General features: G+C 72.7%; 17 protein-coding genes. 8 read left to right on the top strand and 9 right to left on the bottom strand.

Annotated elements, in window-relative coordinates; translation table 11 throughout:
- Positions 1–3 precede the first annotated feature (3 nt).
- From CLV37_RS12855 to CLV37_RS12845, 3 genes are all read right to left on the bottom strand, one after another.
- The gene (locus CLV37_RS12855) at positions 4–1,137 is read right to left on the bottom strand and encodes a DUF6596 domain-containing protein (protein WP_106211360.1); all 1,134 of its coding nucleotides are present in this window, start codon (positions 1,135–1,137) and stop codon (positions 4–6) included.
- A gap of 13 nt (positions 1,138–1,150) precedes the next feature.
- Positions 1,151–1,558, bottom strand: a complete 408-nt coding sequence (locus CLV37_RS12850; protein WP_106210919.1) for a YciI family protein — start codon at positions 1,556–1,558, stop codon at positions 1,151–1,153.
- 88 nt (positions 1,559–1,646) lie between these two features.
- A complete protein-coding gene (locus CLV37_RS12845) occupies positions 1,647–2,471 on the bottom strand; it encodes a DeoR/GlpR family DNA-binding transcription regulator (protein WP_106210917.1) in 825 nt (274 codons plus the stop codon).
- A 77-nt stretch (positions 2,472–2,548) separates the two neighbouring features.
- On the opposite strand from CLV37_RS12845, the gene melA reads away from it, so the two are divergent.
- From melA to CLV37_RS12815, 6 genes are read left to right on the top strand one after another with little or no spacing between them, the layout of a single operon-like run.
- The gene (melA, locus tag CLV37_RS12840) at positions 2,549–3,889 is read left to right on the top strand and encodes an alpha-galactosidase (protein WP_106210915.1); all 1,341 of its coding nucleotides are present in this window, start codon (positions 2,549–2,551) and stop codon (positions 3,887–3,889) included.
- A gap of 29 nt (positions 3,890–3,918) precedes the next feature.
- On the top strand, positions 3,919–5,220 hold the full coding sequence (locus CLV37_RS12835; RefSeq protein ID WP_211298608.1) for an extracellular solute-binding protein: 1,302 nt from the start codon (positions 3,919–3,921) through the stop codon (positions 5,218–5,220).
- Between the two features lie 9 nt (positions 5,221–5,229).
- Positions 5,230–6,159, top strand: a complete 930-nt coding sequence (locus CLV37_RS12830; RefSeq protein WP_106210913.1) for a carbohydrate ABC transporter permease — start codon at positions 5,230–5,232, stop codon at positions 6,157–6,159.
- Positions 6,156–7,031 (top strand): carbohydrate ABC transporter permease, encoded by an 876-nt coding sequence (locus CLV37_RS12825; protein ID WP_245885390.1) that lies wholly within the window; start codon positions 6,156–6,158, stop codon positions 7,029–7,031. Before CLV37_RS12830 ends, CLV37_RS12825 begins: the two co-directional genes overlap by 4 nt.
- Positions 7,032–7,074: 43 nt before the next feature.
- Entirely contained in the window at positions 7,075–8,187 is a 1,113-nt protein-coding gene (locus tag CLV37_RS12820) for an SIS domain-containing protein (protein WP_106211353.1), read from the top strand.
- The gene (locus CLV37_RS12815; protein ID WP_211298607.1) at positions 8,184–9,113 is read left to right on the top strand and encodes an N-acetylglucosamine kinase; all 930 of its coding nucleotides are present in this window, start codon (positions 8,184–8,186) and stop codon (positions 9,111–9,113) included. The genes CLV37_RS12820 and CLV37_RS12815 overlap by 4 nt, the downstream gene beginning before the upstream one ends.
- A gap of 23 nt (positions 9,114–9,136) precedes the next feature.
- On the opposite strand, the gene CLV37_RS12810 is transcribed toward CLV37_RS12815, so the two are convergent.
- The gene (locus CLV37_RS12810; RefSeq protein WP_106210911.1) at positions 9,137–9,739 is read right to left on the bottom strand and encodes a TetR/AcrR family transcriptional regulator; all 603 of its coding nucleotides are present in this window, start codon (positions 9,737–9,739) and stop codon (positions 9,137–9,139) included.
- Between the two features lie 26 nt (positions 9,740–9,765).
- On the opposite strand from CLV37_RS12810, the gene CLV37_RS12805 reads away from it, so the two are divergent.
- Entirely contained in the window at positions 9,766–10,506 is a 741-nt protein-coding gene (locus CLV37_RS12805) for an SDR family oxidoreductase (RefSeq protein WP_106210910.1), read from the top strand.
- A 109-nt stretch (positions 10,507–10,615) separates the two neighbouring features.
- On the top strand, positions 10,616–11,086 hold the full coding sequence (locus tag CLV37_RS12800; RefSeq protein ID WP_106210908.1) for a VOC family protein: 471 nt from the start codon (positions 10,616–10,618) through the stop codon (positions 11,084–11,086).
- A gap of 93 nt (positions 11,087–11,179) precedes the next feature.
- Here CLV37_RS12800 and CLV37_RS12795 read toward each other — a convergent pair whose 3' ends face one another.
- From CLV37_RS12795 to CLV37_RS12775, 5 genes are all read right to left on the bottom strand, one after another.
- Positions 11,180–12,058: a carbohydrate ABC transporter permease gene (locus CLV37_RS12795; protein WP_106210906.1), complete on the bottom strand. Its 879-nt coding sequence runs from the start codon at positions 12,056–12,058 to the stop codon at positions 11,180–11,182.
- Complete coding sequence (locus CLV37_RS12790) at positions 12,051–12,977, bottom strand: carbohydrate ABC transporter permease (RefSeq protein ID WP_170127239.1); 927 nt, start codon at positions 12,975–12,977, stop codon at positions 12,051–12,053. Before CLV37_RS12790 ends, CLV37_RS12795 begins: the two co-directional genes overlap by 8 nt.
- Positions 12,970–14,298 (bottom strand): ABC transporter substrate-binding protein, encoded by a 1,329-nt coding sequence (locus tag CLV37_RS12785; RefSeq protein WP_106210904.1) that lies wholly within the window; start codon positions 14,296–14,298, stop codon positions 12,970–12,972. Before CLV37_RS12785 ends, CLV37_RS12790 begins: the two co-directional genes overlap by 8 nt.
- Entirely contained in the window at positions 14,295–15,485 is a 1,191-nt protein-coding gene (locus CLV37_RS12780; protein ID WP_106210902.1) for a Gfo/Idh/MocA family protein, read from the bottom strand. Before CLV37_RS12780 ends, CLV37_RS12785 begins: the two co-directional genes overlap by 4 nt.
- 164 nt (positions 15,486–15,649) lie before the next feature.
- A complete protein-coding gene (locus CLV37_RS12775) occupies positions 15,650–16,435 on the bottom strand; it encodes a DeoR/GlpR family DNA-binding transcription regulator (RefSeq protein WP_106210900.1) in 786 nt (261 codons plus the stop codon).
- Between the last annotated feature and the right edge of the window lie 124 nt (positions 16,436–16,559).

Below are 16,559 nucleotides of genomic sequence, written 5' to 3'. Positions count from 1 at the left end.
GGTTCAGCCGTTCAGCCGCGCCGCCTGCTTCACCAGGTGGTCGCGCTCCGCGGTGCTCGTGGCCCGGCGGGCCGCCTCGGCGTAGAGGGCGGCGGCGGTGGCGAGGTCACCGGCCTTCTCGTGCAGGTGCGCGCACACCGCGACGTACCGGGGCAGGCCGGGGTCGAGACCGGCCAGGGCCGCCAGCCCGGCCGGCCCGCCGTCGGCCTCGCCCACCGCGACGGCGCGGTTCAGCCGCGCGACGGGACTGCCGGTGAGTTCCACGAGCTCGTCGTACCACTCGACGACCTGCACCCAGTCGGTCTCGGCGGCGCTGGGGGCGTCGGCGTGCAGCGCGGCGATCGCGGCCTGCGCCTGGAACGGTCCCAGCCGGTCGCGGGCCAGCGCCCCCTGCAGGATCGCCACGCCCTCGGTGACCAGGGCCGTGTCCCACCGGGAGCGGTCCTGCTCGGCGAGCGGGACGAGCGCGCCGTGGGCGTCGGTGCGGGCGGCCCGCCGCGCGTGGTGCAGCAGCTCCAGGGCCAGCAACCCGGCCACCTCCGGGTGGTCCACGGCCCGGGCCAGTTCCCGCGTCAGCCGGATCGCCTCGGCCGCCAGGTCCACGTCGCCGGAGTACCCCTCGTTGAACACCAGGTACAGCACGTGCAGCACGGTCGCCACGTCCCCGGGTTCGGTGAACCGGACCCCCGCGACGGTGCGCTTGGCGCGGCTGATGCGTTGCGCCATCGTCGCTTCCGGCACGAGGTGGGCCTGCGCGATCTGCCGGGTCGTCAGGCCGCCCACGGCGCGCAGCGTCAGCGCCACGGCCGAGGACGGCGACAGCGACGGGTGCGCGCACAGGAAGTACAGCCGCAGGGTGTCGTCGGTGGAGCTGACCGCCCCCGGTCCCGGTTCGGCGTCCAGGAGTTCCTCGCGCCGGCGCCGGGAGGTCTCCGAGCGGGTGGCGTCGAGGAACCGGCGCCACGCGACGGTGACGAGCCACCCCTTCGGGTCCCGCGGCGGCTGCCCGGGCCAGGTCCGCAACGCCTCGGCGAGGGCTTCCTGGACGGCGTCCTCGGCCGCCGCGAAGTCGGCGCCGCGGCGGACGAGGACGGTCAGGACGGCGGGGATCAGGGTGCGGACGAGGGTCTCGTCCATCATCCGGTGATCCTCACTCGGTGACGGTGGGCGGCTCGGTGAGGAAGGGCCGCAGCTCCAGCCACTCGTGGATCGGGCGGCCACCGGCGCCGGGGGCGGCGGACAGTTCCCCGGCGAGCTCGACCGCACGCTCGTAGCTGTCGACGTCGATGACCATCCAGCCGGCGACGAGGTCCTTCGTCTCGGCGAACGGGCCGTCGGTGACCGGCGGGCGTCCCTCGCCGTCGTAGCGGACGAAGGTGCCCTCGGGGGACAGGGCCTGCCCGTCGACGAACTCGCCGGTGCCCTCCAGGCGGGCCGCGAAGTCGCGCATGTACGCCATGTGCGCGTCCACCTCCTCCGGCGTCCACCGGTCCATCGGGACGTCGTTCACCGGTGCCGGCGCGCCGCGGTAGTGCTTCAGGAGCAGGTACTTGGCCATCGTGGTCTCCCTCGTGTCGTGCGAGCCTCGCTCGCTGTCGTACCCCGGGGACGGAGCCGGTCGCGCGTTCTCGACGTCGTGGCCCGCCTCAGTCCACAGGACCGCTCCGGTCCCGGTCGCCGACGACGTGGACCCGCGCCCCCGCCGCCCGCATCCGCTCCAGCTCGCCCGGGTCGGCGTGCTCGTCGGTGACGACGTCGTCGATCCCGTCCAGAGCCGCGACCCGGGCCAGCGTCACCCGGCCCACCTTGGAGGAGTCGGCGACCACGACGGTGCGCTGCGCGCTGCGGATCATCGCCGCGTTCGTCCGCGCCTCGGTCTCGTCGTGCGTCGTGACCCCGCCCTCGGCGCTGAGCCCGTCGGCCCCCAGGAACGCCGTGCCGACGTTGAGCGCGGTGAACGTGTTCTCGGCGAGCACCCCGACGAGCTCGAAGGAGTGCGGCCGCACGACCCCACCGGTCATGAGGACGCGCAGGTTGGGGCGGGACCCGATCTCCCCGGCCGTGGTGAGCGAGTTCGTCACGATCGTCAGGTCCGGGCGGAAGCGCAGCGCCCGGGCGACCTCGGCCGCCGTCGTCCCGCCGCCGATCGCCACGGCGTACGGGCCCTCGGGCAGGAACGTGGCGGCCCGGCGCGCGATGAGCTCCTTGAGGTGGTGGGAGGTGCCGGCCCGCAGCCGGACGGGGACCTCGACGGCCGCGGCGGCGGTCCGGGCGCCACCGTGGGTCCGGGTCAGCAGCCCCTGCGCCTCCAGGTCGGCCAGGTCGCGGCGGACGGTGGCGACCGAGACGCCGAGCTCGTCGACGAGCCGGTGCAGGCCGACCGACTCCTGCTCGCCGAGCAGGCGCAGGACCGCGAGCAACCGGCGGGAGCGCTTGCCGGAGCCGGCCTGGGGGAGGGGAGGCGTCGTCACTGGGAATCCGATCAGTAATTCTGAGCGCTTCGCTCAGATCATTGCAGCCGTCGCTCATCCTCGCTCACCATCGCCCCATGACTCGCGTCACCTTCGTCGGAGCCGGCAGCGTCGTCTTCACCCGGCAGCTCGTCGCCGACCTCCTGCGGTTCGACGACCTCGGCCCGCTCGACCTGACCCTCTTCGACATCGACGAACGACGGCTCGCCGTCGCCGAGGGCACCGCCCACCAGGTCGCCGAGCGCCTGGGCCGGGCCTCCGGCTCCGCCCCGGGAGGCGAGCTGCGGGTCAGCGCCACCACCGACCGGCGCCGCGCGCTGGCCGACGCCGACTTCGTCGTCGACATGGTCCAGATCGGCGGCATCGAGGCCACCCGGCACGACCTGCAGATCCCCGCCCGCTACGGCCTGCGCCAGACCATCGGCGACACCACCGGCGTCGGCGGCGTCTTCCGCGCCCTGCGCACGTTCCCGTTCCTCACCGGGCTCACCGCCGACCTGCGCGAGGTCGCGCCGGACGCGGTGTTCCTCAACTACACGAACCCGATGGCCGCCAACGTCTGGTGGACCAGCGTCGTCGCCCCCGAGCTCACCGCGCTGGGCCTGTGCCACAGCGTGTACTGGACCGCCCACGACCTCGCCGGGCTCCTCGGGCTCGACGTCGAGGACACCCGGTACCGCGCCGCCGGCGTCAACCACCAGGCCTGGCTGCTGGAGTGGACCCACGAGGGCCGCGACCTGTACCCGCTGCTGCGCGAGCGCATCGCCGGTGACCCCGAGCTCCAGCGCCGCGTCCGCGTCGAGATCTTCCGCCGCGTCGGCTACTACCCCACCGAGACCAGCGAGCACTCCAGCGAGTACCTGCCCTGGTTCCTGCGCTCGCCCGAGCAGGTCGAGCGGTACCGGCTCGAACCGTCGGAGTACCTGCGGATCTCGCAGGAGAACGTCGACGAGTTCCACGCCGCCGAGAAGGCGCTCGCCGCGGGGGAGTTGCTGGCGCTGGAGGAGGGGGCCTCGGAGTACGCCCCGCAGGTCATCCACTCCCTCGTGACGGGGACCGAGCGCGAGATCCACGCCAACGTCGTCAACCGCGGGCTCGTCGACAACCTGCCGGCCGGGTGCGTCGTCGAGGTGCCCACCACCGTCGGGGCGCGCGGCGTCGAGCCGGTCCCGATGGGGGCGCTGCCGGTCCAGGCGGCCGCCGTGAACCGCCCCTACGTCTCGGTCGCCGAGCTCACGGTCGAGGCCGCCCGGACCGGGGACCCGCGCCTGCTGCGGCAGGCCGTGCTCGTCGACCCCAACGCCAGCTCGACGCTCACCCCGGAGCAGATCTGGGCGATGTGCAACGACCTCGTCGTCGCCCACGGCGACCTGCTGCCCGAACCGCTGCGCGAGACGCTGCCGGCGAACGCGCTCTGAGCCCACCACCACGACCGGAGGAGTTCCTGGTGCCCGTACCCCGCAGGGCGGCCCTGGCCGCCGCAGCCCTGCTCACCGTGTCCCTGGCCACCGGGTGCGGGAAGCCGGAGATCACCGTCCTGGACACCGCCGCCAAGGTCCACCTCACGTTCTGGACCGGTCAGAGCGACGACGCCCAGAGCCTCCTGGAGGAGCTCGCCGGCGAGTTCGAGCGCCAGCACCCCAACGTCAGCATCGACCTGTCCCCGGGGGCCTCCTCGACGGAGGAGCTGCTGCAGAAGCTCGCCGCCTCCTTCGCCGCGAACGACTCCCCGGACATCTCCTACACGTTCGGCTCGTGGGCCAGCCAGCTCGAACGGTCCGGCCGGACCCTCGACATCACCGACGAGGTGGCCGAACCCGACGTGCACTGGGAGGAGTTCACCCAGGCCGCCCGGGAGACGGCGCGCCCCACGGGCCGGCGCACCATCGGGTTCCCGGCGGTCGTGGACAACATCTCGTTGTTCTACAACACGACCGTCTTCGACCGCGCCGGCGTCGCGTACCCGACGCCCGACTGGACCTGGGACGACTTCCGGGCCGCGGCGCGCGAGCTCACCGACCCGGCGAACCAGACGTACGGGTACGCCTACTCGGTGTCCGGCAGCGAGGAGACCACCTGGCAGCTGTGGCCGCACCTGTGGCAGAACGGCGGGGAGGTCCTCGACGGCTCCGGGAAGCGGTCGGCCTTCGCCTCCCCGGCCGGGGTGGAGGCGCTGAGCTTCCTGCGCGCCATGGCCGTCGACGACCGCAGCGTCTACCTGGACCAGACGGACACGAAGTTCGCCCAGCTCTTCGCCAGCGACCGGGTCGCGATGATGACCTCCGGGCCGTGGGAGCTGTCCGCGCTGAAGACGGCCGGCACCTCCTACGGCGTCGTGCAGCTCCCCGGCACGGACGGCAACCACGAGACGGTCTCCGGCCCGGACCTGTGGACGCTGTTCGACAACCACGACGTGAACCGGGCCTACTGGGCGACGCAGTTCACCCGGTGGCTGACCTCCCCCGAGCAGGACGAGAAGTTCAACGTGGCCGTCGGCAACCTGCCGCTGCGCTCCAGCGAGGCGACCAGCGAGGCCTTCCTGGCCCAGGCCCGGGAACTGCCCGGTCTGGACGTCATGCAGGCCAACGCCGCCAACGCCAAGCACTCCCGGCCCACCGTCCCCGGGTACAACGGGCTGTCCGAGGCCGTCGGCGACGCCGTCGCCCACGTCCTGCAGGGCCAGGGGACCCCGCAGGCCGCGCTGCAGGACGCCGCGCAGGCCGCCGACAAAGCTCTGCGACAAGGTTAGGGGAACGACGTGACGACCCTCGGAGTGCGTTCCCGGCCGCAGACGGCCCCCACCCGCCGGCCCCGCCGGCGGCTGACGGGCGAGGCCCTCGCGGGCTGGGGCTTCGTGGCCCCGGCCCTGGTCGTCGTCGGTGGCCTCACCCTGTTCCCCGGGATCTGGGCGCTGGTCCTGTCGTTCCGCTCGTGGGACGGGTTCAGCCCCCCGACCGCGGTGGGGACCCAGAACTACCAGGACCTGCTGACCGACGCGGCCCTGGGCGGCGCCGTCCTGCACACCCTGCTCTACACCGTCATGTTCGTCCCGGCGTCCCTGCTGCTGGGGCTGCTGCTGGCCACCGCGCTCAACCGCCGGATCCGTTTCATCGGCCTGTACCGGACGGCCGTGTTCGTGCCGTTCGTCGCCTCCGCCGCGGCCACCGGCATCCTCACCACCTACCTGTTCAGCCCGCAGTTCGGGCTCGTCAACAACGTGCTGCGGGTCCTGCACCTGCCTCAGCAGGGGTGGCTGGAGGACAGCCACCAGGCGATGGTCGTCATCACGATCATGTCGCTGTGGGGCCAGGCCGCGTTCACCACGGTCATCTACCTCGCCGCCCTGCAGGACATCCCGGGCGAGACCATCGAGGCGGCCCGCATCGACGGGGCGGGGTCGGCCCAGATCTTCTGGCGGGTCGTGTGGCCGCAGCTGCGGCCCGTGACGACCTTCGTCGGGATCTACCAGACCCTGCAGGCCGTGCAGCTGTTCGACCTCGTGTACGCCACGACGCGCGGCGGGCCGCTGGACGCCACCCAGACGATCGTCTACCAGATCTGGACGACGGCGTTCCAGAAGCTGCAGTTCGGGTACGGTTCAGCCGTCGCCTACGCGCTGTTCTTCGTCACCCTCGCGGTGACCGTCGTCGTGACCCTCGCCCAACGCCGCGCCGGGAGGACCGCGTGACCACGTCCACCGTGGGGCTCGCCCCCGCCACCACCGCCCTCACCCGCCGCCCGCGCCGGCGGCTGCCATTCAGCCCCTGGCACCTGCTGCTGGTCCCCGTCGCCCTGCTGTTCATGCTGCCGTTCGTCGAGATGTTCCTGACCTCGCTGACCCCGGCGTCGGACATCAACCGGTTCCCGCCGGCGTTCCTGCCCTCGCACCTGACCCTGTCCGGCTACGAGAAGCTGTTCGCCGAGTCCTCGATCCTGCGCTGGCTGCTGAACACGGCCGTCGTGTCCGCGACGTCGATCGTGTCCCACCTCGTGCTGTGCTCGCTGGCCGGGTACGGCTTCGCGCGGCTGCGGTTCCCGGGGCGGACGTTCGGGTTCCTGGCGATCCTGGCGACCATCATGATCCCCTCGCAGCTGCTGATGATCCCGACGTACGTGATGTTCGCCAAGCTCGGCCTGGTGAACAACCTCGGGGCCGCGATCGTCCCCTGGCTGGCCTCGGCCTTCGGCATCTTCCTCATGCGCCAGTTCTTCCTGTCGCTGCCGGCCGAGCTGGAGGAGGCCGGCCGCATCGACGGCTGCTCGCGGTTGCAGGTCTTCTTCCGGATCGTGCTGCCGCTGGCCCGGCCCGCCATGGCGACGCTGGCGATCTTCACGCTGCTGGGCTCGTGGAACGACCTCGTCTGGCCGCTGGTCGCGATCAACGACGAGCAGAACTTCACCCTCCAGCTGGGGCTGACGAACTTCCAGGGCACCCGGCGCACCGACTGGTCGCTGCTGATGGCCGGCAACGTCGTCGCCACCCTGCCCCTCATGCTCCTCTTCCTGCTCGCCCAGAAGCAGTTCGTCGCGACGATGGCCTCCGCCGGCCTCAAGGGCTGAGCACCCCGTGAACCCCACCGAGCACCGACCGCAGGAGAACCCCGTGACCACCCCCGTGACCAGTGACGTGTCCCTCAGCGCCACCCACTCCGAGATCCGTCAGCAACCCGGCGCCTGGCGCGAGCTGCGCGACGGGCTGGTGCGGCGCGGTGGCGAGCTCGCCGCCTTCCTCGAACCCGTCCTGGCCCGCGAGGACCTGCGGATCGTCTTCACCGGCGCCGGGACGTCGGCGTTCATCGGCGACATCGCCGCCGAGGCGTTGCGCCCGGTCCTGGGCCGGCGGGTGGACGCCGTCGCCACGACCGACCTCGTCGCCGACCCGCGCGGGGCGCTGGCCGAGCCGCTGCCCGTGCTGCTGGTCTCCTTCGCCCGCTCGGGCAACAGCCCCGAGAGCCTGGCCGCGACCCGGCTGGTCGACCGCCTCGCCCCGCAGGCCCACCACCTCGTCGTCACGTGCAACGAGCAGGGGCAGCTGGCCCGCGAGCACCAGGGTGCGGCGGGCTCCTTCGTCCTGCTGCTGCCCGAGCAGACGCACGACCGGGGTTTCGCGATGACCTCCAGCTTCTCCACCATGCTCCTGGCGGCGCTGCTGGCGTTCGACCCCGCCGGCCTGGGCGCCGTCGACGCGCTCGCCGCCGCGTCGTCCTCGCTCATCGACCGGGCCGGTGAGGTCGAGGCCCTCCTGGACTCCGCGCCCCACCGCGTCGTGCACCTGGGCAGCGGACCGCTGAAGGGGCTCGCGCAGGAGTCCGCGCTGAAGCTGCTGGAGCTCACCGCGGGCCGCGTCGCGGCGTTCCACGACACCCCCCTGGGGTTCCGGCACGGGCCGAAGTCGATCGTCGACGACCGGACCCTCGTCGTCGTCCACGCCTCGGCCGACCCCTACACCGCGCAGTACGACGCCGACATCGTCGCCGAGCTGCGCGCCGACCACCCCGGCCGCGTCGTGCACCTGGGCGCGGACGGTGGTTTCGCCGTGCCGGGCCTCGACGGCCTGCCCGACGGCCTGCGGGCCGTGGCGCTGGCGACGTTCTCCCAGCTCCTGGCCCTGGGCGCCTCGGTGCGGCAGGGCTGCGACCCGGACAACCCGTTCCCCGACGGGACGGTCAACCGCGTCGTGCAGGGCGTCCGCATCCACGAACTGCCCGTCCGGTGAGCTACTACCTGGGCATGGACGGCGGCGGGACGAAGACCGCGTTCGTCCTCGTGGACGCGCAGGGGCGCATCGTCGCCCAGGACCGGCAGCCGACCAGCTACTACTTCGGCGGCGCCGGGCTCGAGGCCGTGGAGGAGGTCCTGCGCACGGGCGTCGGGAACGTGACCGCGGGGATCGACCCCGGGGACGTCGCGCACGCGTTCTTCGCCTTCCCCGGGTACGGGGAGGCCAGCGCGGACGTCGCCGCCCTGGACGCGCTGCCCGGCCGGGTCCTGGGCCACGACCGATACGTGTGCGGCAACGACATGGTCAGCGGCTGGGCCGGTTCCCTGGGCGGGCACGACGGGATCAACGTCGTGGCCGGGACGGGGTCGATCGCCTACGGCGAACGCGCGGGCGTCGCCCACCGCGCGGGCGGGTGGAGCGAGTTGTTCGGCGACGAGGGCTCGGCCTACTGGGTCGCCGTCCAGGGGCTCGCGGCGTTCTCCCGGATGGCCGACGGCCGCGAACCGCGCACGGGCCTGTACGACGCCGTGCGCACCGAACTGGACATCACCGAGGACCTCGACGCGATCGGCGTCGTCGTCGACCGCTGGCAGGGCCAGCGCACCCGGATCGCCGGGCTGGCCCGGACCGTCACGGCGTGCGCCGAGGCGGGGGACGAGCGGGCCCTGGGCATCGTGCGCGCGGCCGCCGCCGAACTGCTCGAACTCGTCGAGGCCACCGCGCGGGCGCTGGGCCACACCGCGGGGGAGGTGGTCCCGGTGTCGTACTCGGGCGGGTTGTTCGAGGCGCCCGTGGTGCTCGCGGAGTTCCGGGCGGCGCTGGCGGGCACCTCCTACGACCTGCGCGAACCCCTGCACGACCCGGGGCTGGGCAGCGCGCTGTACGCCATGCGCCGGGCCGGGGCCGAACCGGTGGTCTGACCGGGCGCACCCGGGCGCACCGGTCAGGCCCGGTGCGTCCGCAGCCCGTCGAGCAGCACCGCCAGCAACCGCGGGCCCCGTGCGTCGAGCTCGGCGTCGTCCAGGCGCGAGAGCCAGCTGATCAGCACGATGACGTCGCGGGCCTCGACGTCGGCGCGCAGGCTCCCGTCGGCCCGGCCGGCGGCCAGCAGCCGCTCCACCGCCTCGCCGATCGGGCCGAGGCTGTGGGCGGCGAGGTCGCGCCACGTCGCCGCCTCCACGGCCGCGAAGACGTGGGTCTTGACCCGGGCGTAGGCCGCGACGCGCTCGAACCAGGCCGCGAGCGCCTCGACGGGGCCTCGGGTCGACAGCAGGTCCGCCGCAGCGGCGACGAGGTCGTCGACGTCGTGGCGGTAGACCTCGACGAGCAGGTCCTCCCGGGTGGGGAAGTGCCGGTACAGCGTCCCCTGCCCGATGCCGCAGGCCTTGGCCACGGCGTTGAGCTTCAGCTCCCCGGGCCCGCGCAGCTGCTCGCGGGCCGCGTCCAGGATCCGCTCGCGGTTGCGCCGGGCGTCCGCCCGGCGGGGATCGTCACCGGTGGCGGAAGCGGACACGTGTCCGCTATGGTCGTCGACGTATCCGGACATGTGTCCACCTTACGTGGGGAGCCACCGTGACCATCCAGGACAAGGTCATCGCCATCACCGGGGCCAGCAGCGGCATCGGGGAGGCCACCGCCCGCCACCTCGCCGCCCGCGGCGCCGCCGTGGTCCTCGGCGCCCGCCGCACCGACCGGCTGGACCGGCTCGTCGAGGAGATCGCCGCCGCCGGCGGGCGCGCCGCGGCCGTGCGCGTGGACGTCACCGCCCCCGGGGACCTGCGCGCGCTCGTCGACCGGGCGCTGGAGCGGTTCGGCCGCCTCGACGTCCTGGTGGGCAACGCGGGGATCAGCAGGGTCGGCCCGGTCGCGGACCTCGACGTCGAGGGCTGGTCGGCGATGGTCGACGTCAACGTCAAGGGCGTCCTGCACGGCATCGCCGCCGCCCTGCCGGTGTTCCGCCGCCAGGGCACCGGTCACCTCGTCACCGTCGTCTCCACGTCAGGGCTGAAGATCGTCCCCGCGCAGGCGGTCTACGCCGGGACGAAGAACGCGGTGCGGACCCTGCTGGAGTCTCTGCGGCAGGAGAGCACCGACGGGGTCCTGCGGACCACGTCGATCTCCCCGGGCTACGTGCGGACCGAGCTCATCGACTCCGCCGTCGACGACCCCGGCCTGCGCGAGCGGATGCAGCAGGACATGGCCGAGCTGGGGCTGGACCCCGACGCCGTGGCCCGGGCCATCGCCTTCGCGATCGACCAGCCCGAGGACGTCGAGATCGGGGACCTCACGATCCGGCCGACCCGGCAGGGGTGAGCGGGGGCTCGCCCGATCCGGCCCTGCCCGCGGGCGCGGTGCTCGCCCGCCGGCAGGCTGACGGTGGCCCCGCGGCCACCCCGCCACGCGCCACAGCCACACTGGCGGCATGCACCGTTCCCGTCCGGTCACGGACGTCGCGCACGCGGGCCTGACCGTCCCCGACCTCGAGGACGCCCTCGCCATGTGGTGCGACGGCCTCGGGTTCACGCTCGAACGTTCCTTCACGCTCGACGAGACCGTCACGCGAGGTACGACCGGCGTCCAGGGATCGACGATCCGCGCGGCGACCGTGACTCTCGGCGCTCATCGCATCGAGCTCCTGCAGTACAGCCCGCCGCACCCCCGCACCGGAGCGAGCGACCCCGCGCGAACCGGTGCCGTCCACATCGCCCTCGTGGTCGACGATCTCGAGGAAGTCGTCGGCGTCTGCGGCCGGCACGGCTGGCGCGCAGTCGGATCGCCGCACCTGATGAGCACCGGCTCACGTGCCGGTACGAGGATCACCTACCTCGAGGGTCCGCGAGGGGGACTCATCGAACTCATCGCGCCACCGTCCACCCGCGACGAGACGCACTGACCCCTTGCCGGCAGCGACCCGCCGGTGACCACGGGTCACGTCGTGCGGTCGTGCTCCGGGTGCAGGACGACCAGGACCGCGACGGTGACCGCCCTACTTCAGCCCCGAGCTCGCCAGCCCGTCGATGACGCGCCGCTGAAGCACCACGAACAGCACGAGCACGGGGGCCATGGCCAGCAGGCTCGCGGCCATCACCACGGGGTAGTCGGTGGTCCGGTCGCTGATGAGCGTGGCCAGCCCCGCCGACAGCGGCATCCGCTCGGCGTACGTCGAGACCACCAGCGGCCACAGCAGCTCGTTCCAGCTCCACAGCGTCGAGGTGATGGCGAGGACGCTGATCGTGGGCCGGGCCAGCGGGAGCATGACGCGCCAGAACACCTGGAACGGGTTCGCCCCGTCGAGGCGGGCGGCCTCCTCCAGCTCGTCGGGCATCCCCAGGAAGGCCGTCCGCATGAGGAACGTCCCGAAGGCGCTGAACAACCCCGGCAGGACCAGGCCGCCCAGGCTGTCGAGCAGCTCGAGGTCGGCGATGATCTGGTACTGCGAGAGCAGGTACACCTGCGAGGGCACCATGAGGATCGACAGCACGGCCGCCAGCAGGACGGTGCGGCCGCGGAAGCGCATGCGCGCGAAGGCGTACCCGGCGGCGGTGCAGAACAGGATCTGTGCCAGGACCCGGACGACCGTGATCACCACCGACGTACGGAACTGCTCCAGGAACGGCAGCCGCTCGAAGACGGCGGCGTAGTTCCCCCACTGCAGGTGGGCCGGCCAGAACGACGGGGTGACGCTCTGCACCTCGGCGTTCGTGGACAGCGACATGACGATCTGCCACAGGAACGGGAACGCCATGACCAGCGCCCCGGCACCCAGCACCAGGTGGGCCACGACGTGCGAGCCGCCCCGGCGGCGCTGCGCCCGGGCCAGGTCGCGCCGGGTCGGGGCCGCGACGCGTTCGAGCTGCTCAACCATGGACCCACCGCCGCTGCAGCCGGAACTGGACGGCCGTGGCCAGGCCGACGAGGAGGAGGATCACCATGGCCGTGGCCGCGGCGACCCCCTTGTCGTTGTCCACGAAACCCGCCCGGTAGAAGTAGTAGACGAGGGACAGGCTCTTGGGCAGCGCCGGGTTGGTCGTCCCCAGGATCGCGTAGAGCAGGTCGAAGAGCTGGAACCCCGCGATGACGGTCACCACGGCCAGGAACGAGATGCTGGGGGTGAGCAGCGGGACCGTGATGGACCGGAACTGCCGCGACCGGCTCGCCCCGTCCAGCTGCGCCGCCTCGTACAGCTCCGGCGGGACGTTCTTCAGCCCGGCGGACAGGACGATGAGGGAGAACCCCAGCGAGGACCACAACCCCACGACGGCGACGGCGACGATCGAGGCCCACGGCGTGCTGATCCAGTAGGGGCCGTCGATCCCGGCCAGGCCCAGGACCCAGTTCAGGATGCCGAAGTCGCCGTTGAAGATGATGCGCCACACCATCGCCACAGCGGTCGGCATGGCGACGTAGGGCAGGAAGTACAGGACGCGGTAGAACGCCGCGAACCGCAGGCCGGGCAGGTTCAGCAGGGCCGCCAGGTACACGGCGATCGGGATGTTGAGCAGGACGATCGCCGTGTAGAGCAACGTGTTCACCAGCGAGCGGTACAGCGTCGGATCGCTGAGGATCTCGGCGTAGTTCTCCAGCCCCGAGAACGTGGTCCCGCCGAACACGCCGAACGTCGTGAGCGAGTACCAGGCCGTCTGCACGATGGGCCACAGGTAGAACACCGCGACCCCCAGGGCCAGCGGGGCGACGAACAACCACGGCCAGGCGCCGTCGCGCCGGACGCGGCGCTGTCGGGCGGGCCGGCGCGCGGACGCCCGGGCCGGCAGGGCCTCACTCACCGGCGAGGGCCTTGTCCATCTTCTGCGCCAGGTCGCTCGCCACCTCGCCGACGGGCTTGGCGCCCGAGAACGCGTCGGGCAGCAGGTCGGTCTCCAGCGCGTTCCACGCGGCGGTGTTCTTGCTGACCGGCAGCGGCTTGGAGTAGTCGACGGCGTCGAGGAACAGCTGCAGGTCGGTGCCCGGCATCGAGGAGGCGAACGTCCCCTGGGTGCCGTTGAAGGCGGGGATGACGGTGCCGGCGCTGCCGAGCTGCTGCTGCGCCTCCTTCCCGGCCAGGAACACCTGCAGGGCCTGGGCGGCCTGCTTGTTCTTCGTCCCGGCGGCCACGACGTTGGACACGCCGTGGATGACGGTGACCTGCGCGGTGCCCTTAGGCAGCGGCAGCACCTGCACCTTCCCGGCGAGGTCGGTGTCGGTCAGCGCGGCGCGGAACCAGCTGCCGCCCCAGTACATCGCGAGCTTGCCGGAGGTGAACCACTGGTCGGCCGTGGTGTCGGTGAGCTGCTGGATGCTGGGCGAACCCCCCGCGGCGATGAGGTCGGTCCAGAACTGCAGCCCGGCGACGGAGTCGGTGCTGGCGTACCCGGACTTCCCGTCGGCGATGACCTCGCCGCCGGCCTCGAAGATGGTGTTGTAGTAGGTCGTCTGCCCGTCCATGCCGCCGGCCGCCCCGTAGATCCCCTGCGCGGACAGGGCCTGGGAGATGCGCACGGCCGTGTCCTGGAACTCGTCCCAGGTCCACTCCGCCGTCGGCAGCGGCACCCCGGCCCGGGAGAACAGGTCGGTGTTCACCCACACGCCGATGGTGTCGAAGTCCTTGGGCACGCCGTAGGTGACCCCGTCGTAGCTGTAGAGGTCGACCAGCGCCGAGGGGTAGTTCCCCGGGTCGACGGCGCCCGCCTGGATGGCGCCGGTGAGGGGGGCGATCTTGCCGTTGGAGGCGTAGAGCTGGAAGTTCGGCCCGTTCATCCAGAACAGGTCCGGCAGGGTGTCGCTGGAGGCCTGGGTCTGCAGCTTGGTCCAGTACTCCGAGAACGGGGTGACGTTGAGCGCGACCTCGACCCCGGGGTACTTCGCGGTGAACGCGTCGATGTTCTTCTGCAGGCCGGCGACCTGGGTCTGGTCCCACAACCCGTAGGTGATCTTGGCCTTGAGGTCCGCCGACGGGGTCTCGTACCCGGTGTCGGCGGCCGGCCCGTCGCTGGAACCGCCGCCGCAGGCCGCGGTCGTGACCAGGACGCCGACGCTCGCGGCGCCGGCCAGCGCGGTGCGGCGGCTGGGGGCGGACGGACGGGCGGTGTTCTCAGTCGTCGTCGTCACGGGAGGACCCTTTCGTCGGAGGTGGTGGAGAAGTGCCGGACGACCGCGTCCGGCAGGTCGGGGACCTGCAGCGGGACCGACCCCGAGCGCAGCGACTCGGCGGCCAGCGCCCCGGTCGCCACGGCCTCGCGGGCCGCGACGGGGGAGACGAGCGTGGGGGTGCCCTCGGCGACGTGGGCCAGGAACTCGGCCATGGTGGCGACGTCGGCGTCGTCGTGGCCGCTGGTGACGCCCCCGATCGGGTGCTCGCGGTCGCCGGCCGCGGTCCACTCGTGCCGCCGGTTCCACACGCGCACGACGCCGCCGGCGGTGTCGCCGAAGTTCTCCAGCCGGCCCTCGGTGCCGATGACGGTGTAGTTGCGCCAGTAGTCGGGGGTGAAGTGGCACTGCTGGTAGCTGGCCAGCACCCCGTTGTCCAGGCCCATGAGGACCATCGAGACGTCCTCGACGTCGACGACGGGGTTCAGGCCGGTCTGCGCGGCCGGCGGCCAGTTGTCCATGGAGAACCAGTCCGGCATGGTCTCCCCGGGCCGTTCGCGCCGGTCGGTGATGCCGCCGTAGACCATGAGGTCGCCCATGCCGACGACGCGGCGCGTGTAGCCGCCGGCGAGGTGGTGCACGACGTCGAGGTCGTGGCTGGCCTTCTGCAGCAGCAGGGTCCCCGTGCGGCGGCGGTCGGCGTGCCAGTCCTTGAAGTAGTAGTCGCCGCCGTGGCCGACGAAGTGGCGCACCCACACGGCGCGCACCTCGCCGATCTCACCGCGCTCGACGACGCCCTTCATGGTGCGCACCACGTCCGCGTGCCGGAAGTTGTGGCCGACGTAGAGCGGGGTGCCGGTCTCGGTGGCCGTGGCCAGGACGCGGTCGGCGTCGGCCAGGGTCGTGGCGAGGGGTTTCTCCAGGTACACCGCCACCCCGGCGCGCAGCAGGTCGACGGCGATGTCGGCGTGGGTGTGGTCGGGGGTGGTGACGACGGCGGCGTCGACGTCGACGCCGGCCAGGAGCGCGCGGTGGTCGGCGAAGACCGTCGCCCCGGGGAAGGCGGTCGCGGCGCGGTCGCGGCCGGCCTGCGTGGTGTCGGCGACGGCGCTGACGCGCGAGCCGGGCCGGACCCGCGGCACGTGCTGCCCGATCTCGGCCCGGGCCCCGACGCCGATGACGGCCACGGACAGGTCGCGGTTGATCACCTCGCCTCACCCTTGAGCGAACTTGTCACGAACACGCCTGAAACGAGCATGAAGTGACGGTAGCCGTCAGGGGACGACAGCACCAGAGGGTGCGGGGAGGTGAAACACCCCGGAAACACGAAGGGCCCCGGACGCGGTCCGGGGCCCCTGGCGGTGCGCTGGGCTCAGCGCGCGGGCCTGGCCTCGACGACCCGGACCCCCGCGGCCGCCAGGTCGGCGGCCTGCTCGGCCGGGACCGGGCCGTCGGTGACGAGCACGTCGATGCGCTCCAGCGGGCAGATCCGCGCGAACGTGGTGCGTCCCAGCTTGGTGGCGTCGGCGGCCACGACGACCCGCCCCGCGACGGCCGCGAGCTGCCGGCTGGCCTCGGCCTCGCCCTCGTGGATGGTCGTCGCGCCGAAGCGGCCCGTGAGCCCGTCGACCCCGAGGACCGCGAGGTCGAGGGAGAAGTCGCGCAGCGCCGAGCCCACGAGCGGCCCGACGAGCTCGTAGGACTTCGCCCGCGGCACCCCGCCCGTCACGACGATCTTCACGTGCTCGCGCACCGACAGCTCGTAGGCGATGTTCAGCGCGTTCGTGACGATGGTGACGCCCACCGAGCCGAACCGTTCGCTCGAGCCCAGGGCCCGCGCCACCTCCGTCGTCGTGGTGCCGCCGTTGAGCCCCACGGACGCCCCCGGCTCGACGAGCTCGGCCACGGCGCGGGCGATCGCGAGCTTGGCCTCGGCCTGCCGCGGGATCTTGTACTGGAGCGGGAGCTCGTACCCCGAGCCCAGCACGGCGGCGCCGCCGTGGGTGCGGGTGACGAGGCGCTGCTCGGCCAGCAGGTTCAGGTCGCGCCGGGCGGTCGCGGTCGAGACGCCCAGGGTCCCGGACACCTCGGCGATGGTGACGTTCCCGCGCTCGGTGACGAGCTCGAGCACCCGGTTCAGGCGCTGCTGGGCGGTCATGGCGCGTACTCCTCGGTCGGGGGCTCCCCGGGGACCGGGACCCCCAGGATGGCACGGCGGGGCATTGACGTAGGTGCTCGACCCTGATCAGAATACGGTCAGTTCAATCAGAATCGATCAGAGA

The organism is Kineococcus rhizosphaerae (assembly GCF_003002055.1).
Classification (GTDB): domain Bacteria; phylum Actinomycetota; class Actinomycetes; order Actinomycetales; family Kineococcaceae; genus Kineococcus; species Kineococcus rhizosphaerae.
The sequence above is the reverse complement of the archived record's forward strand: the minus strand, read 5'-3'. Positions and strand labels throughout refer to the sequence as shown.